Annotated in this window: 20 protein-coding genes; 11 read left to right on the top strand and 9 right to left on the bottom strand. The window is 71.1% G+C overall.

Features of this window, described 5'->3' with window-relative positions:
* Positions 1–95: 95 nt before the first annotated feature.
* The 7 genes from KGS77_RS04310 (at position 96) to metK (ending at position 6,497) form a co-directional block, all read left to right on the top strand.
* Positions 96–1,241 (top strand): quinone-dependent dihydroorotate dehydrogenase, encoded by a 1,146-nt coding sequence (locus KGS77_RS04310; RefSeq protein WP_242578755.1) that lies wholly within the window; start codon positions 96–98, stop codon positions 1,239–1,241.
* Positions 1,238–2,131: an orotidine-5'-phosphate decarboxylase gene (gene pyrF, locus KGS77_RS04305; RefSeq protein WP_242578754.1), complete on the top strand. Its 894-nt coding sequence runs from the start codon at positions 1,238–1,240 to the stop codon at positions 2,129–2,131. Before KGS77_RS04310 ends, pyrF begins: the two co-directional genes overlap by 4 nt.
* Before the next feature lie 192 nt (positions 2,132–2,323).
* Positions 2,324–2,647: an integration host factor, actinobacterial type gene (locus KGS77_RS04300; protein ID WP_242578753.1), complete on the top strand. Its 324-nt coding sequence runs from the start codon at positions 2,324–2,326 to the stop codon at positions 2,645–2,647.
* A gap of 38 nt (positions 2,648–2,685) precedes the next feature.
* Complete coding sequence (gene gmk / locus KGS77_RS04295) at positions 2,686–3,315, top strand: guanylate kinase (RefSeq protein ID WP_242578752.1); 630 nt, start codon at positions 2,686–2,688, stop codon at positions 3,313–3,315.
* A gap of 59 nt (positions 3,316–3,374) precedes the next feature.
* Positions 3,375–3,647, top strand: coding sequence for a DNA-directed RNA polymerase subunit omega (gene rpoZ, locus KGS77_RS04290; RefSeq protein WP_003982715.1), 273 nt, complete (start codon positions 3,375–3,377; stop codon positions 3,645–3,647).
* Between the two features lie 214 nt (positions 3,648–3,861).
* Positions 3,862–5,097, top strand: a complete 1,236-nt coding sequence (gene coaBC, locus KGS77_RS04285; RefSeq protein ID WP_242587288.1) for a bifunctional phosphopantothenoylcysteine decarboxylase/phosphopantothenate--cysteine ligase CoaBC — start codon at positions 3,862–3,864, stop codon at positions 5,095–5,097.
* A 176-nt stretch (positions 5,098–5,273) separates the two neighbouring features.
* Positions 5,274–6,497, top strand: a complete 1,224-nt coding sequence (gene metK, locus KGS77_RS04280; protein ID WP_242578751.1) for a methionine adenosyltransferase — start codon at positions 5,274–5,276, stop codon at positions 6,495–6,497.
* A gap of 313 nt (positions 6,498–6,810) precedes the next feature.
* Here the strand turns inward: metK and KGS77_RS04275 are convergent, their stop codons facing one another.
* Both KGS77_RS04275 and KGS77_RS04270 read right to left on the bottom strand, forming a co-directional pair.
* Positions 6,811–7,947 carry a DUF6596 domain-containing protein gene (locus tag KGS77_RS04275; protein WP_242587287.1) on the bottom strand — a complete coding sequence of 379 codons (1,137 nt, stop codon included), beginning with the start codon at positions 7,945–7,947 and terminating at the stop codon, positions 6,811–6,813.
* A gap of 8 nt (positions 7,948–7,955) precedes the next feature.
* The gene (locus KGS77_RS04270; RefSeq protein WP_242578750.1) at positions 7,956–8,363 is read right to left on the bottom strand and encodes a YciI family protein; all 408 of its coding nucleotides are present in this window, start codon (positions 8,361–8,363) and stop codon (positions 7,956–7,958) included.
* Positions 8,364–8,833: 470 nt separating this feature from the next.
* Between KGS77_RS04270 and KGS77_RS04265 the strand changes: the two genes are divergently transcribed.
* Entirely contained in the window at positions 8,834–9,223 is a 390-nt protein-coding gene (locus KGS77_RS04265) for a hypothetical protein (protein ID WP_242578749.1), read from the top strand.
* Positions 9,224–9,553: 330 nt separating this feature from the next.
* A complete protein-coding gene (locus KGS77_RS04260) occupies positions 9,554–10,066 on the top strand; it encodes an SgcJ/EcaC family oxidoreductase (RefSeq protein ID WP_242578748.1) in 513 nt (170 codons plus the stop codon).
* Positions 10,067–10,371: 305 nt separating this feature from the next.
* Here KGS77_RS04260 and KGS77_RS04255 read toward each other — a convergent pair whose 3' ends face one another.
* The 5 genes from KGS77_RS04255 to KGS77_RS04235 are packed head-to-tail and all read right to left on the bottom strand — an operon-like array spanning position 10,372 to position 13,971.
* The gene (locus KGS77_RS04255; protein WP_242578747.1) at positions 10,372–10,923 is read right to left on the bottom strand and encodes a YciI family protein; all 552 of its coding nucleotides are present in this window, start codon (positions 10,921–10,923) and stop codon (positions 10,372–10,374) included.
* A 42-nt stretch (positions 10,924–10,965) separates the two neighbouring features.
* On the bottom strand, positions 10,966–12,558 hold the full coding sequence (locus tag KGS77_RS04250; RefSeq protein WP_242578746.1) for a hypothetical protein: 1,593 nt from the start codon (positions 12,556–12,558) through the stop codon (positions 10,966–10,968).
* Positions 12,559–12,562: 4 nt separating this feature from the next.
* The gene (locus KGS77_RS04245) at positions 12,563–12,895 is read right to left on the bottom strand and encodes a helix-turn-helix transcriptional regulator (protein WP_069816392.1); all 333 of its coding nucleotides are present in this window, start codon (positions 12,893–12,895) and stop codon (positions 12,563–12,565) included.
* Positions 12,892–13,095, bottom strand: a complete 204-nt coding sequence (locus KGS77_RS34545; protein WP_277994182.1) for a tyrosine-type recombinase/integrase — start codon at positions 13,093–13,095, stop codon at positions 12,892–12,894. Before KGS77_RS34545 ends, KGS77_RS04245 begins: the two co-directional genes overlap by 4 nt.
* 9 nt (positions 13,096–13,104) lie before the next feature.
* Positions 13,105–13,971 carry a site-specific integrase gene (locus KGS77_RS04235; RefSeq protein ID WP_242578745.1) on the bottom strand — a complete coding sequence of 289 codons (867 nt, stop codon included), beginning with the start codon at positions 13,969–13,971 and terminating at the stop codon, positions 13,105–13,107.
* Between the two features lie 319 nt (positions 13,972–14,290).
* On the opposite strand from KGS77_RS04235, the gene KGS77_RS04230 reads away from it, so the two are divergent.
* Positions 14,291–16,423: a primosomal protein N' gene (locus KGS77_RS04230; RefSeq protein WP_242578744.1), complete on the top strand. Its 2,133-nt coding sequence runs from the start codon at positions 14,291–14,293 to the stop codon at positions 16,421–16,423.
* Positions 16,424–16,538: 115 nt separating this feature from the next.
* Here the strand turns inward: KGS77_RS04230 and KGS77_RS04225 are convergent, their stop codons facing one another.
* Entirely contained in the window at positions 16,539–17,129 is a 591-nt protein-coding gene (locus KGS77_RS04225) for a dihydrofolate reductase family protein (RefSeq protein ID WP_242578743.1), read from the bottom strand.
* 71 nt (positions 17,130–17,200) lie between these two features.
* Here KGS77_RS04225 and KGS77_RS04220 point away from each other — a divergent pair, with 71 nt between their 5' ends.
* On the top strand, positions 17,201–17,776 hold the full coding sequence (locus KGS77_RS04220) for a TetR/AcrR family transcriptional regulator (protein WP_242578742.1): 576 nt from the start codon (positions 17,201–17,203) through the stop codon (positions 17,774–17,776).
* Between the two features lie 181 nt (positions 17,777–17,957).
* Here the strand turns inward: KGS77_RS04220 and KGS77_RS04215 are convergent, their stop codons facing one another.
* Positions 17,958–18,497, bottom strand: a complete 540-nt coding sequence (locus KGS77_RS04215; RefSeq protein ID WP_242578741.1) for a hypothetical protein — start codon at positions 18,495–18,497, stop codon at positions 17,958–17,960.
* Positions 18,498–18,730 lie beyond the last annotated feature (233 nt).

The raw sequence follows: 18,730 nt of genomic DNA, 5'->3' as shown, positions 1-18,730 counted from the left end.
AGGGGGACACCGAAGCGGTGTCCCCCTCTTCATGAGCCCCTGGGGCCCGTTCAAGGGCCTCGCCCCGACCTGACCTCCCGCGTGGAAGGCACGCCATGTACGACCTCTTCTTCAAGCTCTTCTTCAAGCGGCTGGACCCCGAGAAGGCCCACCACCTCGCCTTCGCCTGGATCAGGCTGGCCGCCCGCGTCCCGGTGCTGCGCACCTTCCTCGCCGCCGCCCTCGCGCCCCGCTACAAGGAGCTGCGCACCGAGGCCCTGGGCCGCCGGATGCACGGCCCCTTCGGTCTTGCCGCCGGCTTCGACAAGAACGCCGTGGCCATCGACGGCATGACGATGCTCGGCTTCGACCACGTCGAGATCGGCACCGTCACCGCGCAGCCGCAGCCCGGCAACCCCCAGAAGCGCCTGTTCCGCCTCGTGGCGGACCGCGCGCTCATCAACCGCATGGGGTTCAACAACGACGGCTCGGCGGCCGTGGCGGCCCGCCTGGCGGCCCGTAACCCGGTCTTCAGGACCACGGTCGGCGTCAACATCGGCAAGACCAAGGTCGTCCCCGAGGACGAGGCCGTGGCCGACTACGTCACCTCCACCGAACGGCTGGCCGCGCACGCCGACTACCTCGTCGTCAACGTCTCCTCCCCGAACACCCCGGGACTGCGCGACCTCCAGGCCGTGGACCACCTGCGCCCGCTGCTGACCGCGGTGCGCGAGGCGGCCGACCGCACGGTCCCCGGCCGCCGCGTCCCGCTGCTGGTCAAGATCGCCCCCGACCTGGCCGACGAGGACGTGGACGCCGTCGCCGACCTCGCCGTGGAACTGGGCCTGGACGGCATCATCGCCACCAACACCACCATCGCCCGCGAGGGCCTGGGGCTGACCGCTCCCGCGTCCCTGGTGGCCGAGACCGGCGGACTTTCCGGTGCCCCGCTCAAGGCGCGCTCCCTGGAGGTCCTGCGCCGCCTGTACGCCCGCGTCGGCGACCGCGTCACCCTCATCGGCGTCGGCGGCATCGAGAACGCCGAGGACGCCTGGGAGCGCATCCTGGCCGGCGCCACGCTCGTCCAGGGCTACAGCGCCTTCATCTACCAGGGCCCCTTCTGGTGCCGCGCCCTCCACAAGGGCCTGGCGGCCCGGCTGCGCAACAGCCCGTACACGACCCTGGCCGAAGCCGTGGGCGCCGACCACCGCTCCGGCTCCCGATCCGGCCCCCGGGCCGACGAGAAGAAGGCGACCGCATGACCTCCCAGCAGCCCTCCGGGGCACCGCAGCCCTCCGTGACTCCTTTCGGGGCCCGTCTGCGGCGTGCCATGGACGAGCGCGGCCCGCTGTGCGTCGGCATCGACCCGCACGCCTCGCTGCTGGCCGACTGGGGCCTGGGCGAGGACATCGCGGGCCTGGAGCGCTTCGCCCGCACCACCGTCGAGGCGCTGGCCGACCGCGTCGCCGTCCTCAAGCCGCAGTCCGCCTTCTTCGAGCGCTTCGGCTCGCGCGGCACCGCCGTCCTGGAGAAGGCGGTCGCCGAGGCCCGCTCCGCCGGCGCCCTGGTCCTGATGGACGCCAAGCGCGGGGACATCGGCTCCACGATGGCCGCCTACGCCGCCACCTACCTCGACCCCGCCTCGCCGCTGTTCAGCGACGCGGTCACGGTCAGCCCCTACCTGGGCTTCGGCTCGCTGCGCCCGGCGGTGGACCTGGCCCGTGAGAGCGGCTGCGGGCTGTTCGTCCTGGCGCTGACCTCCAACCCGGAGGGCCAGGAGGTCCAGCACGCGGTACGGGCCGACGGCCGTACGGTGGCCGCCACCGTACTGGGCCACCTCAAGGACGAGAACGCCGGGGAGATCTCCCGGGGACTGCCCCTCGGCTCGTTCGGAGCGGTCGTCGGCGCGACGCTGGGCGAGCTGCCCTCCTACGACCTGGCGATCGGCGGGCCGCTGCTGGCACCCGGCATCGGCGCGCAGGGCGCGACCCCCGCGGACCTGCCGCGGGTCTTCGGTGCCGCGGTGCGCGACGTCGTCCCGAACGTCAGCCGGGGGGTCCTCAAGCACGGTCCGGACGTCACCGCGCTGCGCGAGGCGGCGGCCCGATTCGCCGACGAAGTGAGGACGGCGGCCCAGAAGCGGGGAGAATAGTCCTGAAATGTCCTGGTCAGCAGAGTCTGACCAGGACTTTTCGTCTGTTCTCGCTGACTCCGGCGCCCTCGGCCGCTAGTCTCCGTCGAGAGCACCGCACGTAAGCGCGTTGTTCGTTGCTCCGCAGGTGCGGGGCGACTAGGTTCCACACCGGTCCGTATCCGACAGTTCGACATCCGAGGTGACGTAGGCGTGGCTCTTCCGCCCCTTACCCCTGAACAGCGCGCAGCCGCGCTCGAGAAGGCCGCCGCGGCTCGCCGGGAGCGCGCCGAGGTCAAGAATCGGCTCAAGCATTCCGGCGCCTCCCTCCACGAGGTCATCAAGCAGGGCCAGGAAAACGACGTCATCGGCAAGATGAAGGTTTCCGCTCTCCTTGAGTCCCTGCCCGGCGTGGGCAAGGTCCGCGCCAAGCAGATCATGGAGCGGCTCGGCATTTCCGAGAGCCGCCGCGTACGAGGGCTCGGCACCAACCAGATCGCTGCGTTGGAGCGCGAGTTCGGCAGCAACGGGTCCTAGATTTCCGGGCACTCCCGGGAAGCTGGAATAATCACCGCATGGCTGCAACACCCCGGGGGACGACCCTCCCCCTCGCTTCACTGGGGGGAACCCCGGTGCCCCCGGACGACCGTCCGCGGCTGACCGTGCTCTCCGGCCCCTCCGGGGTCGGCAAGAGCACGGTCGTCGCCCACCTGCGCAAGGCTCACCCCGAGGTGTGGCTCTCGGTTTCGGCCACCACCCGTACACCACGGCCCGGGGAACAGCACGGCGTCCAGTACTTCTTCGTCGACGACGAGGAGTTCGACAAGCTCGTCGCCAACGGCGATCTGCTGGAGTGGGCGGAGTTCGCGGGCAACCGCTACGGCACCCCGCGCCAGGCGGTCCTGGACCGCCTGGCGGCGGGGGAACCCGTCCTCCTGGAGATCGACCTCCAGGGCGCCCGGCAGGTCCGGGAGTCCCTGCCGGAGTCCCGGCTCGTCTTCCTGGCCCCGCCGAGCTGGGAGGAGCTGGTCCGCCGGCTCACCGGGCGGGGCACCGAACCGCCGGAGGTCATCGAGCGCAGGCTGGCGGCGGCGAAGGTCGAGCTGGCCGCCGAGACCGAGTTCGACGTGACGCTGGTCAACACCTCCGTCGAGGACGTCAGCCGTGAACTGCTAGCCTTGATGATGCGGCAATCTGAGGGATGACCCCCAGACCCCCGAATTGATCTTCACACCAGATTTCACCCCCCTTCGGAAGGCAGCGAGTGTCCTCTTCCATCACCGCGCCCGAGGGCATCATCAACCCGCCGATTGATGAGCTTCTCGAGGCCACCGACTCGAAGTACAGCCTCGTGATCTACGCCGCCAAGCGCGCGCGCCAGATCAACGCGTACTACTCGCAGCTCGGCGAGGGCCTGCTGGAGTACGTCGGCCCGCTCGTGGACACCCACGTCCACGAGAAGCCCCTGTCAATCGCGCTGCGCGAGATCAACGCGGGTCTGCTGACCTCCGAGGCCGTCGAGGGCCCGGCTCAGTAAGCGGCGTTCTGTCGTAATCGGCGTTTTCGTTCACCGAGGGCCCGGACCGAGGCACCTGCGGCGTGGAGCCGGGGGAGTGCCCGCCGGGCCCTTGGTGTGTCATGGGTACGTACGCAGGCGTACGCATCGGGCGTACGCGAACGCAACCGTACGCAGCACACCCGCGTACGCAGCACACACGCGTACACGGCACGGCGTGGGGAGAAGCGAAGCGATGGACAAGCTGGACGGGCCGCGGCGGCCCAGGGTCGTCCTGGGGGTCAGCGGCGGGATCGCCGCCTACAAGGCGTGCGAGCTGCTGCGCCGGCTGACGGAGTCCGGGCACGACGTACGGGTCGTGCCGACCGCGGCGGCGCTGCACTTCGTCGGGGAGGCCACCTGGGCGGCGCTTTCCGGCCATCCCGCCGCCACCGAGGTCTGGGAGACCGTCCACGAGGTCCCGCACGTACGCATCGGCCAGAGTGCCGACCTCGTCGTCGTCGCCCCCGCCAGCACCGACCTGCTCGCCAAGGCCGCTCACGGCCTCGCCGACGACCTGCTGACCAACACCCTGCTGACCGCCCGCTGCCCGGTGGTCTTCGCGCCCGCGATGCACACCGAGATGTGGGAGCACCCCGCCACCCAGGAGAACGTCGCCACCCTCCGCCGCCGCGGCGCCGTGGTCATCGAACCCGCGGTCGGACGGCTGACCGGCGTGGACACCGGCAAGGGGCGCTTCCCCGACCCCGTGGAGATCTACGAGATCTGCCGCCGCGTCCTGGCCCGCGGCCCGCAAGGGCACACCACCGACCTGGCGGGCCGCCATGTCGTCATCAGCGCCGGCGGCACCCGCGAGCCGCTGGACCCGGTGCGCTACCTGGGCAACCGGTCCTCCGGCAAGCAGGGCTACGCGCTCGCCCGTACGGCCGTGGCCCGCGGCGCCCGCGTCACCCTGGTCGCCGGCCACACCGAGCTGTCCGACCCGGCCGGGGCGGACGTCGTGCGCGTCGGCACCGCCGTACAGCTCCGGGAGGCCGTACGGAAGGCCGCGGCGGACGCCGACGCGGTGGTCATGGCCGCCGCCGTCGCCGACTTCCGGCCCGCCACCTACGCCACCGGGAAGATCAAGAAGAAGGACGGACAGGACCCGGAACCAGTCGCTCTGGTGCGTAATCCGGACATCCTGGCCGAGCTCTCGGCCGACCGCGCCCGCCCCGGACAACTGATCGTCGGCTTCGCCGCGGAGACCGACGACGTCCTGGCCAACGGCCGCGCCAAGCTCGCCCGCAAGGGCTGTGACCTGCTGGTCGTCAACGAGGTCGGCGAGCACAAGACCTTCGGCTCGGCGGAGAACGAAGCGGTGATCCTGGCCGCCGACGGCACCGAGACCCCCGTCCCGTACGGCCCCAAGGAAACGCTGGCCGACCGGGTCTGGGACCTGGTCTCGGCCGGCCTTCCCGACCCTTCCTGAGGCCATTTCCGCCCCTTGCGACCACGGTGTCCCAGGTCACGGCCTTGCCATAAAACGAGACTCTGTACCCGAACGCCACGCGCGACCGATAAACTGGCCGTGGATCGCGCTGAGCGCAGCTCTCAAGCCTTTCCGCCCATGATCAGCCAGCAGCCGCTGCAACCCCAGGGAGCGATGTGTCCCGCCGCCTGTTCACCTCGGAATCCGTCACCGAGGGCCACCCCGACAAGATCGCTGACCAGATCAGCGACACGATCCTCGACGCGCTCCTGAAGGAGGACCCGGCCTCCCGGGTCGCCGTGGAGACGTTGATCACCACCGGCCTGGTGCATGTGGCCGGCGAGGTGACGACGAAGGCCTACGCCGACATCCCCACCCTCGTGCGCAACAAGGTCCTGGAGATCGGCTACGACTCGTCCAAGAAGGGCTTCGACGGCGCTTCCTGCGGTGTGTCGGTCTCCATCGGCGCCCAGTCGCCGGACATCGCGCAGGGTGTCGACACCGCGTACGAGAAGCGGGTCGAGGGTGCCGCCTCCGGTGAAGAAGGGGACGAGCTGGACAAGCAGGGCGCCGGCGACCAGGGCCTGATGTTCGGCTACGCCTGCGACGAGACCCCGGAGCTGATGCCGCTCCCGATCCACCTCGCGCACCGGCTCTCCCGCCGCCTGTCCGAGGTCCGCAAGAACGGCACCATCCCCTACCTGCGCCCCGACGGCAAGACCCAGGTCACCATCGAGTACGACGGCAACAAGGCCGTCCGCCTCGACACGGTCGTGGTCTCCTCGCAGCACGCCAGCGACATCGACCTCGACTCCCTCCTCGCGCCCGACATCCGCGAGTTCGTCGTCGAGCACGTCCTCGCGCAGCTCGTCGAGGACGGCATCAAGCTGGACACCGACGGCTACCGCCTGCTGGTCAACCCCACCGGCCGCTTCGAGATCGGCGGCCCCATGGGCGACGCCGGTCTGACCGGCCGCAAGATCATCATCGACACGTACGGCGGCATGGCCCGCCACGGCGGCGGCGCCTTCTCCGGCAAGGACCCCTCCAAGGTCGACCGCTCGGCCGCGTACGCGATGCGCTGGGTCGCCAAGAACGTCGTGGCGGCCGGGCTGGCCTCCCGCTGCGAGGTCCAGGTCGCCTACGCCATCGGCAAGGCCGAGCCCGTCGGCCTCTTCGTCGAGACCTTCGGCACCGCCACGATCGACGCCGAGAAGATCGAGAACGCCATCACCGAGGTCTTCGACCTCCGCCCGGCCGCCATCATCCGCGACCTGGACCTGCTCCGCCCGATCTACGCCCAGACGGCGGCGTACGGCCACTTCGGCCGCGAGCTGGAGGACTTCACCTGGGAGCGCACCGACCGCGTCGACGCCCTCCGCAAGGCCGCCGGCCTGTAAACCCCTTCCCGCGCACGCGCACCACCCCGAGCGGCCCCGCCCGTCCCACCGGACGGCCGGGGCCGCCGGCATAGGCCCCGTTCTTGTACGGCCACGGTCAGGTGGCGAGTATCACCAGGTGACGTTCCGGGCCGTACGTCCCGGGCTGTACGTCCCGTCCCGTACCCGGCCGCCCAGGCGCACCCGCGCAGCGCCGCTTCTCGTCGAACGGGCCACCCCGAAGGCGCCCCGTCACCGCTCCGGCGGCAGCGCCGTACCGTTCAGCGTCGGCGCCACGCACCCACAGGCACACCAACCGGGCCTCTCAGCGGCATCACCGGGCGTTGAGACGGGCGGCCTGACGGGTCAGGTGGTCGCGCTCGGCGAGGTCGGGTGCCTTGTGGGCGGCCTCGGCGTACAGCCGTGCCGCCGTCGCCAGGTCGCCGTCGCGCTCGTGGAGGTACGCCGCCACCGCGGCATAACGGGGCAGTGCGGCGTCCAGCGCCGCGAGCGCCGCCAGGCCGGCCCGCGGTCCGTCGGCCTCACCGACGGCGACCGCGCGGTTGAGCCGGACGACCGGGCTGTCGGTCAGACGCGTGAGCTCGTCGTACCACTCGACGATCTGCACCCAGTCGGTCTCCTCGGCGGTGGGCGCGTCGGCGTGCAGGGCGGCGACGGCGGCCTGGGCCTGGAACTCGCCCAGCCGGTCACGCGCGAGCGCCCCCTGCAGGATTCCGACACCCTCGGCGATCAAGCCGGTGTCCCACCGGCCGCGGTCCTGCTCGGCGAGCGGCACCAGGCTGCCGTCGGGCGCGGTCCGGGCGGCGCGCCGGGCGTGGTGGAGCAGCATGAGGGCGAGCAGCCCGGCCACCTCGGGGTGGTCGATCGCCGCCGCGAGCTGCCGGGTGAGCCGGATGGCCTCGGCGGCGAGATCGACAGCGCCGGAATAGCCCTCGTTGAAGACCAGGTACAGCACGCGCAGCACGGTGGCGACGTCGCCGGGCCGGTCGAACCGCACACCGGCGACGGTGCGCTTGGCCCGGCTGATCCTCTGCGCCATGGTCGCCTCGGGCACCAGATAAGCCTGGGCGATCTGGCGGGTGGTCAGCCCGCCGACGGCGCGCAGGGTGAGCGCGACGGCGGACGCCGGGGTCAGCGACGGGTGGGCGCACAGGAGGTAGAGCTGGAGGGTGTCGTCCACCGTCGGCGCGGGCCCCGGCGGCGGCTCCTCGTCGAAAAGCTCTTCCCGTCGCCGGCGGGCGGTGTCCGCCCGCATCGCGTCGAGGAACTTGCGCCACGCCACCGTGACCAGCCAGCCCTTCGCATCCCGCGGAGAGCCGGCCGGCCAGACGCGGAGCGCCTCGATGAGCGCGTCCTGCACGGCGTCCTCGGCCGCCGCGAAGTCGGCTCCGCGGCGGACGAGGACGGCGAGCACACTCGGGGTGAGGCTCCTGAGCAGGGCCTCGTCCATGGACGGGATCATTCCGTGATGGTGGGCGGCGCGGCCAGGAACGGGCGCACCTCCAGCCACTCGTGAATCGGCTTGCCGCCCGCCCCCGGGGCGGCCGACAGCTCCCCGGCCAGTTCGACGGCGCGCTCGTAACTGTCGACGTCGATCACCATCCAGCCGGCGATGAGGTCCTTGGTCTCGGCGAACGGACCGTCGGTGACCGGCGGGCGCCCCTCACCGTCGTAGCGGACCCACGCCCCCTCGGGGGCGAGCGCCTGCCCGTCGACGAACTCGCCGGTCTTCTCCAGCCGGTCCGCGAAATCCTGCATGTACTGCATGTGCGCCGAGATCTCCTCCGGCGTCCACCTCTCCATCGGCACGTCGTTGACCGGAGCCGGCGCGCCGCGGTAGTGCTTGAGCAGCAGGTACTTGGCCATCGTGTCTCTCCTCGGTACGGGTGCGGCCCATTGTGGCCGCGTTCTCCCCAGGGACGGAGCCGCTCACAGGATCTCGACATCACCGTCCGACTTTTCCAAAACTCGCGCGAACAAGCCCCGGCGAGCCGCTCCCCGAAGCCCGGCGAACTCCCCACCCGGCGCGGGGCGGCCAGGGCCACCGTCTGCGCGCCGACCGCGCCTGGCGGCTGCTCCCGTACGACCCGTACGACTTCCCGCAGCATCAGGCCGCCTGCCGCTGTCGGCGACGGCGGCCGACCAGGACTCCCGCGGCCGGCACCTCCCCGCCCGGAATCCGGGAGGCCACCGGAACCACCACCCACCTCGTGCGGCGGGCCGACGGCGGCTTCCGGGTGTGAGCCTGGTAGGCCCGCATGTTCAAGAGTCGCGTATTCGTCGTAGCCGTCGGCCGATCGTCACCCTGTGTCGGTGCTCTGCGGCATGATGCCAGCGTGAACACCGAGATACTGGTAGACGTCTGGCAGCGGCTTCTCACCGACCCTCGCAAGTCGTGGGTGCTGTTCGAGCATGGCACTTGTGTCGTGCTGACGGCTCCGGAAGGGGAGCTTGCTGAACAGGCCACCGACCTCCTGAGGAAGTTCGGCCCGGCGCATGCCGGATCCTCGGCAGGAGACTTTGGGATGATCGACCTCAAGGACGTCGAGGGATGGGTCGTCACCGGGCATCACAATGACGTCCTTACCTATGTCGGCCCCGATGAGCCTCAGGATCAGTCACAGATCGCTGTCGGACTGTTGGGGCGTTCCAAGCGCCATCGGGACGGCACCGAACTTCACGTCGTCCATGTTGAGGACAAACGAGGCTCAGCGGACCCAGCATGAGTACCGCGCTTCATCGCTGGTGGACGCCTGGGGCGTATCGGCTCCATGTCCTCCGGCTTCGGTGACCAAGCGAGTGGCTGTCTTGTCGTGGTAACCGAGCGCCTTCGCGCTGACGGGAGCTGGGGCCCGGAGGACGAGCTGGCAGATGAACCTGGAGGCTGACCGGATTCATGGGCTGTCCGGGCTGACGGCCAGGGAAGAGCCACTGCGAGCTCCTGCTGCCGGCATAGGGCAGGCGCTGACGGAACTGGATGTATCGCTCTCGTCTCCACTCTCGTCCTGGCCCTCGGCGGGGCCGGCACCTATGTCTATCTCGACGCCACCTCCGACGTGCAGCGCACCGGTGCCGAAACCTGCGGCGAGGTGATCCCGGCCGACGCCGACCGCCGCGACGGCAAGGCCGTCTGCGCCACCCTCGACGCCCTCGCCGGCGCCTGGGAGCGCGGTGACGTGGAGGCGTACGGCCGCCAGTTCACCGAGAACGGCACGTACACCACCTACATCGGCAGCCACTACGAGGGCCGCGCCGACATCACCGCTAGCCACCGCGCGCTCTTCAAGGGCTTCCTCAAGGACAGCAAGCTCGCCGCCAGGTACCTCGACATGCGCTTCCTGACCAAGGACGTCGCCGTCCCCACCAGCCGCGGCGCCGACTACACCGGTGACAAGCCCGGCGCGGACGAACTCGCGAAGGTGACGACCTTCACCCTGGTCCGCGACACCGACGACACCTGGCGGATCGCAGCCTTCCACAACACGGAGCGCAGCAACGTCATGGAGCGCTTCTCCTTCCTCTGGGCCCCCGACACCGCCCCGAAGGCGGAGAAGCGATCCGCGCCTTGATCACCGGTGCCACCGAGGGCATCGGCCACGCCCTCGCACCGGCCCTCGCGGAACCGGCCGATGTAGCGGGCGGTGCAGATCATCCCGTGTGCTGGCCAACCATGGTCAATCTCGACGGTACTTTCTGTACCGCAGCTACTCACACCCGCTGAGTCCCGCGAGTTCGCGGAAACTGAAGGTTCTTCAGCGCGAACCCACGGGTTCACCGGTGTGCGTCAGGCCGGTGCATCCGTGGGTTCGGGGAAACACGAGGTTGCTGGGCGATCCGAAGGGTTTCGGCGATGGCGTCGGCCGGAGGTCCTCGGCTATGACGGTCGCCCGCCGAACTGCCAGTTGTGCACCTCGATGTCGGCGTACCGGTCCGGGGTCAGGATGGCGCGTGCCGTGTCCGGGTCCGGCGCTCGGACCACCGCCGCGGTGCCCAGCCAGGTGGCGCCGTTGTCGGACAGCAGCGGTCCGTAGGCGATCAGTTCATTCCGGTCGGGCGGCACTTCGAGGTCGGCGGCCTGTCCCGTGCCGAGGCCGATCACCAGATACCGGTTGCCACCGGTCCGGCCGCCGGGGAAGTCCCACATCGTGCGCCCCAGCATGTTGCTCCACCGTCGTAGCAGCACGTCCCGGTAGACGCCGGCCTGGTAGTTCGGCTCGTCGAACGCGAATGTGCGGGCAGCAGCGGGATCGGGCAGGTCGAGGATGTGCACGCTGCCGGTGGGTGTGTCGCCGTCGTCGGCGAGAGTCGGGCCCCTGGCGATCATCTCCTTCGCGTACTGGTCCATGTAGGACCAATGCTCTTCCCCCAGCTCGTAGCGCAGTGGCAGGGAGGCGGGCCGGTCGCGGTGGTAGCAGAAAAACTCCATGCCCAAAGATCTCTTCAAGGAGGTGACCAGGTCGAGCGGGTTTCACGGCGATTGCTGCTCGGCGGCCTGCTCCAGCAGGGCACGTGCGGATTCCGCGTAGCGCATCGCGGTCTTCTCGTCGAGTCCGAAGACTTCCGCGAGGTGGAGTGGGTCGGGGCCTTTGACCAGGGCTTCTTCGAGCTGCCGGTCGACGCGGAGTCTCTCCAGGGTCGCGTCCTGCCCGCGCATCGCAGCGCTGATCCAGTGGTTGCTGGCCCGGCTGGTGGTGTTGGCGGTCTGGTTGTTGATCAGTAGGTGGAGGTTCGCGGTGTTCGGCCATCGTCGGTGCCGGTGCTCCAGCCAGTCCAGCAGCAGCTGCATGGTGAGGTCGTCCAGCGGGCGGACACGTCCGGCGATGGTCAGCCGACGGTTGCCGAGGTCGACGTCGTCGAGCATGAGGGTGGCGATCTGGGCGCCCCGGGCGGCGTGGACCGCTGCGAGGGCGAGGATGAGCCGCGTCGCCGGGGTGGTGGCCGCCGCGACGGAGCGGTCGACCTGCTCGGGGACGAGCGGTTGCAGCACGGCGTACTCGTATTGCCCGACCCTGATCCGGCTGGTGGGGTCGCGGAAGATCAGTCCGCTCCGCTTGGCCCACGTGAACAGCGAGCGCAGGGCGACGAGTTGGTCGTGGCGCTGGTGGCCGTGCAGGGTCTTGATGTAGGTGAGGACGTCGTCGCGGGTCACTTCGCGCAGGTGGTCGTAGGGGCTTGACCATTCCAGCAGGGCCGGGCGGACCCGGCTGAGGTAGAGCCAGACCGTGCCTTCCCGTCGCGGGAGGCTGCGGGGGCCGCCGTCGCGCAGGACGCGGGTCCAGCGCTCGGCCTCCGAGCGGATACCGGGCGCGAGATCCTCCAGCCTCTGGGCGAGCCAGCGCTCGAAGGAGGGTTCGCTGTCGTCCTCGAAGATCCCCATCCCGTCCAGGACCGTGACGGTGTGGCCGACCGGCAGGTCCAGGGCCCGCAGCGGGGCGAAGATCTCCGTGTGCCGGATGACGTCGCCCTCGACGTGGCCGGTGAGGACGAGGGCCAGGCCGCGGTTGACCGCGAAGCGGATGTTGCGTCCCCAGCCGCGGGCCTCGGCGAGCCGGTGGGCGAAGTACTTCGCCCAGGCCAGCCACGGGCTGGCCAGGTCAACGTCGGCCAGGGCGAGCCGGCTGTAGTCACGGGGAATCTGGGCGAACAGCGGTAGCTGCCGCCAGCCGGGATCCGGGCGCCAGGCCGGTGCAGGAGGCGGCTTGCGCGGGGCTCCCCGCCGTCCTCCTCGCGTCCGAGCCGCGGGGGTCGGTTTCCTGCGGTAGTGCATCCCGACGAAGAACAGTTGGTGATGCCGGACGGCGGCGAGCCGGTCCCGCACGTCCGTCTCGTCCGTGGGCCGGCCGCCGACGGCCTTCGCACCGAGGCGGGCCTGGCACCAGCACAGGCGGCAGTAGTTCCACTTCAGCGGCTGGACGCGGCGGCAGCCGGTGCATGCGGCCACATTGTGGCTGCGGCCGAACATGTAGCAGGTGGGGCAGAGGCGGCCGCTGAAGTTTCCCCAGGCCAGGCAATTGTCGCAGGAGTCGGTGGGCTTGACGTAGCCCTTCGGGAACCGTGCCATCGGCTCACTCCGGCGGCAGCGACCGGCCGTCCCGGCGCTTGGGGATCACCTTCGGTGCGGCGGTTCCCGCACCGACCGCGGCCCGTTCGGTCTCCTCTGCCTGGCCAGGGCGGCGGACCTTCTCCGGTTCGGGGATCAGCAGGTCTCCGATCTCGCAGCCGAGGACCACGCAGATGACGTCCAGGTCCTCCAGCTTGAGCGAGACCGGCTGCCCGGACCACAGCCCGGACATCTTGCCGGCCGAGATCACCAGGCCGTGCTCGGCCAGGCTCCTCTGGAGTTCGGACGCCTTCCAGATACCCTTGTTCGCGGCGGTCAGCCGCAGGTTCCACCTCATCGGGCCAGTCCTTCCAGCCGCTTCGCGGCCCGTTCCATCCCGGCGACCCAGGCGTCCTCGACCCGGGTCTGCTGCACGTGGATATACCGCATGGTCGTAGCGATCCAGGAATGTCCTAAGACCTCCTGGATCGCGAGCAAGTCCAGCCCGTTTCGGTAGAGTTGGGACGCGCAGAAATGCCGCAGGACGTGCGGTGTCAACCTGTCCGTTCAACTCGCCAGATGAGCCTGGACCGCGTTGTCGAGCCCGTTGCGCAGGGCGTCGTCGCCGACCCGGCGGGCGGAGCCGTCGGTGTTCTTGCGCTCGGAGGGGAACAGCGGGGCACCAGGGCGAGTGTGATCGTCGTCGAACTGGCCCCACACGTCTTCGATGAACCACCGCAGTGTCCGGTCGGCACCGTTGATCAGCGGCACCATCCGCTCGCGCGGCCCCGAGCCACGGGCCCCCTTGCCGTGGCGGACGTGGAGTTTGCCGAAGCGGCCCAGGTCCCACTTGATGTCGTCCAGGTCGAGCCCGCATGCCTCGCTCACCCGCAGGCCGAGCTGGGACATCAGCTTCGAGGCGGTGTAGTTCCGGGCGGTGGGGGCGAACTTCCGGCAGGTGGCCAGCTCGCCGCCCCAGCCGGTGAACAACGTCCCGATCTCCGGCTCACTCGGCGGGATCCGCAGCTGGGCGTCCTTGGCCCCGCGCGGCCGGTTCATCTCGTCGATCGGGCACTCGACCACCCGGCCGGTCATCCGGTGGATCTCGACCTTGTGCCGCAGCTCCAAGAACATGAAGTACGTGCTCAGCGCCTGCGACCGGCCCAGCCGAGTACCGCTGGGCGAGTGCCGCAGCACCTTCCCGAAGTACACGTCCGCATCGGCGGGCTCCATGTCCCACAAGGGCCGGCCGAACCAGGTCCTGATCTGCTCCAGGTGCCCGACGTCCCCCCGGATCGTGCCGTCCGCCAGACCTGCCGAGGCCCGCGCGAGGACGAACCCGGACAGCACATCGGTCTCGAACCGCTCCAGCTCCTCAGCCGACGCGGGCGCCCAGTGCTCACGCAGGTCCCGTACGACTGCCAGCGCCGCCAACCCGAGCCTCCTCATCTTCAACCCGACTGCGAATCGGTCGGACGAGATGAGAACGCTTCAAGAATCCCGAAGTTACGTCACAGGCCACCAAAGCACACGAAGGAGGAAGAACCCCCTGGCCAGGGGCCCAGGGAGTCAGCAGAGCTCAGAGGAACTCACGGGATGTCGCACAGTCGGTCTCAGGCGCCCGGGGCGGGACCGTAGATGGTGTTTCCGCAGTTTTTCTGCCCCTTTCGTCGGTGCTTTGCCGTGCCGGAGGTCATCCGGTCATCGTGGCTGGTGACGGGCGCTGTCAGTGGGCTCTGGTAGGACTGGTGCTGTGAGCAGCGCGGATGAGGGGCAGGGGGTCGGAGGGCGGCCGGGGGAGCAGCTTGCGCTGATTCGGGAGACGGTGCGGGAGGTGAAGGCTTCGCGGGCCCGGCCGCGTACGTGGCGGGGGGCGGAGCTGGCGGCGGAGCTGCCGGTGGCGCGGGTGCTGGTGGACAAGGGGCTGGTGCATCTCGACCGGTTGTTTGATTACGCGGTGCCGGCCGCCATGGATGAGCAGGCCCAGCCCGGGGTGCGGGTGCGGGTGCGGTTCGGGGCCGGAGAGAAGGGCGGGCGGCGCGAGGGGGGCAAGCTCGTCAGCGGGTTCATCGTCGAGCGGGTCGCCGAGAGCGACTTCCGCGGGGTGCTGGCCCCGGTGGCGCAGGTGCTCTCGCCCGAGCGGGTGCTCACGCCGGAGCTGCTCGCGCTGTGCCGGGCCGTCGCGGACCGGTACGCCGGCACGCTCGCCGATGTCGTCCAGCTCGCCGTGCCGCCGCGCCGGGCGCGGGTGGAGGCGAAGGAGTCGCCCGCGCCGTTGCCGCCGAACGCCCCGCCGGAGGAAGGGAGTTGGGGGCGGTATGCGGCGGGCCCCGGGTTCTTGGAGGCGCTGGCGCGTGGGGGGACGCCGCGGGCTGTGTGGACGGCGTTGCCGGGGCCGCACTGGCCTGCCGAGCTGGCGCGGGCGATGGCCGCGGCGCTGGCGTCCGGCCGTGGCGCTCTGCTGGTCGTACCGGACGGGCGGGCGGCGGCGCGGGTGGATGCGGAGCTGACGCGGCTGATCGGCACCGGCCGGCATGTGCTGCTGACCGCCGACGCCGGCCCCGAGGAGCGGTACCGGCGCTGGCTGGCGGTCAGCCGGGGCTCGGTGCGGGCCGTCATAGGGACGCGGGCGGCGATGTTCGCGCCCGTACGGGACCTGGGGCTGGTGGCGATCTGGGACGACGGCGACTCCAGCCACAGCGATCCGCACGCCCCGCAGCCGCACGCCCGCGAGGTGCTGCTCCAGCGGTCGGTGACCGAGCGGGCGGGCTTCCTGCTGGGCGGGCTGAGCTGCACGGTCGAGGCGGCGCAACTGGTCGAGACCGGATGGGCGCGCCCGCTGGCCGCCGACCGTGAACGGGTACGGGCCGCGGCGCCGCTGATCCGTACGGTCGGGGACGACGACGAGGCGCGGGACGCGGCGGCGCGGGCCGCCCGGCTGCCGACTCTGGCGTGGCAGGTCGTGCGGGAGGGGCTCAAGAGCGGGCCGGTGCTGGTGCAGGTGCCGCGCCGGGGGTACGTACCGAGGCTGGCGTGCGAGCGCTGCCGCGAGCCCGCCCGCTGCCGGGCCTGCGCCGGCCCGCTGGAGGCACGGGGCGCGGGCGAACTGGTCTGCGGCTGGTGCGGCCGGGAGGAGAGCGCCTGGCACTGTACGGAGTGCGGGGGCCGGCGGCTGCGGGCGCAGATCGTGGGCGCGCGGCGTACGGCGGAGGAGCTGGGGCGGGCGTTCCCGGCGGTGCCGGTGCGGACGTCCGGACGTGACCATGTGCTGGAGTCGGTGCCGGGTACTCCCGCGCTGGTGGTGAGCACGCCGGGCGCGGAGCCGGTGGCGGAGGGCGGTTACGCGGCGGCACTGCTGCTGGACGGCTGGGCGCTGCTCGGGCGGCCGGACCTGCGGGCGGGGGAAGAGGCGCTGCGGCGCTGGCTGGGCGCCGCAGCGCTGGTGCGCGGGCAGGCGGACGGCGGCACGGTCGCGGTGATCGCGGAGGCGACCGTACGGCCGGTGCAGGCGCTGGTCCGCTGGGATCCGGTCGGGCACGCCGTACGGGAACTGGCGGAGCGGGCCGAGCTGGGGTTCCCGCCGGTGTCGCGGATGGCATCGGTGAGCGGCCGGGCGCAGGACGTCGGGGAGCTGATAGCGGCGGCGGAGCTTCCTGAGGGCGCCCAGGTGCTGGGGCCTGTACCGATGCCGCCCGTGGACCCGGGCCGGCCGCGGCGTCCGGGTGATCCGCCGCCCGGTGAGACATGGGAGCGCGCGTTGGTGCGGGTACGGCCGGGGCAGGGCGCGGCCCTGGCCGCGGCGCTCAAGGCGGCGCGTGCGGCCCGGCTGGTCAAGAGGGAGGGGGAGCCGGTTCGGGTGCGGATCGATCCGCCTGATGTGGGGTGAGGGGTGATAGGGGCCATCTGGGGTGTGGTGCGGTGTGGTGGGGCCGGTCCGGCCTGTTCCGTTACGGGGATCGGGGTGGCCTTGTCGTGTGCCCGGCGCTGCCGGGCACCGCTGATCACCGTCGGGCCGTGAACCAGGTGACCGTGACGTCGTTGGGAAAGGTGTGGCGGTCGGTCACGGCGAAGCGGGCGGGGTCGAACTCCCCGTCGAACACCGGGGTTCCGGAGCCCGCGACCACGGGGTAGCTCTTGATGATCAGTTCATCGATCCCTGGCAGCAGTGCGCCCGCGAGCCGGCCGCCGCCGCACAGCCAGATGTCCCGGCCCTCCTCACGCTTGAGGCCGCGGACCAGCGCGAGCGGATCGCCGTCGACCACGGTCACGGCCGGGTCGGGCGCCGTGCCCAGGGTGCGGGAGACCACGTACTGGCGTAGATGCGCGTACGGGCTCGGCGTGCCGTGGTCGAGTGCCGCGCGGTAGGTGCCGTGGCCCATCAGGACCGTGTCGAAGCGGAGGTTGGGCGCGTCGGCGAGGCCCACCCGGGCGCGCAGGGCGGTGGGGACGGTCTCGGGGTGGCGCGCGTTGATCCATGTGGCGTACGCGCGGGTCTGTTCCTCGTCACCCGTGGGGAAGAAATCCACTTCGCCGCGCGGGCCCGCGATGCGGCCGTCGAGAGAGGTTCCTATGTAGTAGACGAGCTTGCGCATGCAAACAACTCCTAGTGCAGTACTATCCGTGTAGTGGTCTGAAACGTAGTACTACACATGGAGTGGTGTCAATGGTGCGCAGGAATCCGGAGCGGAGGGCGGCTCTCGTCGACGCGGCCATCGAGGTCCTGGCCAAGGAGGGTGCCCGGGGCCTGACCTTCCGGGCCGTGGACATCGAGGCGGCGGTGCCCCCGGGTACGGCCTCGAACTACTTCGCCAACCGCGACGACCTGCTCACCCAGGCCGGCGCCCGGGTCTACGAGCGGCTCCAGCCCGACGAGGAGACGATCGCGCGGCAACGGGCGAGCACCCCGGACCGCGAGACCTACGCGGTGCTGATGCGTGAAGTGGTCGGCCGGGTCAGCGCGTTCCGAACCGGCTATCTGGCGCTGCTCGAACTGCGTCTGGAGGCGACCCGGCGCCCGAAGCTGCGCGCGGTGCTGACCGAGCGCGTCCGCGCCGACATCGAGGCCAACATGGCCTATCACGAGGAGTCCGGCCTGCCCGGCGACGCGACTGCCGTCAAACTGCTCTATCTGGCGTTCAACTGGCTCATCGTCGAACAGCTCACCCTGCCGGAGGTGCTCTCGGAGGAGGAGCGCGAACGGCTCGTCACGGCCGCGGTCGAGCGCATCGTGCAGCCGTAGCCGATCGTGCGGGCGTGCTTGGGGGAGGGGGTACCCCGGGGACTGTAGGGAGCGGTGAGGAAGTCCCCGGGGGGCTGGGGGTGGACACGGCCGTCGCGTCAGCCGTCGGCGAGGGCGGCGTCAGCCGTATGCCGGCCGTATGCCGACCGTCGGCCGGGTGGTGTGTCGGCCGGGCGGTGCGTCAGCCGTTGCGGGGGCCGGGGAAGGCTCCGGGGCGGGCCTCCTCCCTGGGGACGCCCGGATGTCCCGGCAAGGTGCGCGCGGCGGGTACGGACGGTGCGGCCGGCAGCCCCTGGCTCACCGACATGGCGCGGGCCGCCGGCACCTCGGCCGTACGGACCCCCTCCACGCCCTCGGCGGTGGGCTGGGCCGAGGCCCGGCGCGCACCGTAACGCCGGTGCACCGCCTGTTTGGTGACCCCGAGCGCCGAACCCACGGCGTCCCACGAGAAGCCCAGCGAGCGGTCGAAGTCCACCGCCGCCGTCACGAGCGTCTCGACGCTGTCCCGCAGTTCCTGGGCGAGACGTACGGTCGGCGCCGGCGCGCGCCCGTAGACGACGAAGCCCGCGGACGGGCCGGTGCGTCGCGGGCGGTAGACGTTGCCGAGCTGAGCGGTCAGGGTGCGCAGCGCGTCCACCTGCCGGCGGACCCGCTCGATGTCCCGGACCAGTAGATGCAGGCTGGCGCGCGCCTGGGCGTCGTGGGTTGCGTGGTCGGCCATGAACAAGCCTCTCGAACCGGCGTTGAGGTGAAAAGGAAGATGACAAAAAGCTGAAAACGAGCGGGCCGTCAGAGCGGCCCGACGGTCAATACTGTTTGACCAACGCGGCAGCAGCGGCTGTGGTCACGGTATGGGGGCGCACGAGCTTCTCCACGGGGCGCGCGTCTATTCGTACGCCCCCCTGTGGACCGGCGCCCTACACTGGTGCGTCCTTCCGCAGCGTGTGAGAGGTA

This window comes from Streptomyces sp. MST-110588, from assembly GCF_022695595.1.
Taxonomy (GTDB): Bacteria; Actinomycetota; Actinomycetes; order Streptomycetales; family Streptomycetaceae; genus Streptomyces.
This window is presented reverse-complemented; position numbering and strand designations above follow the sequence as displayed.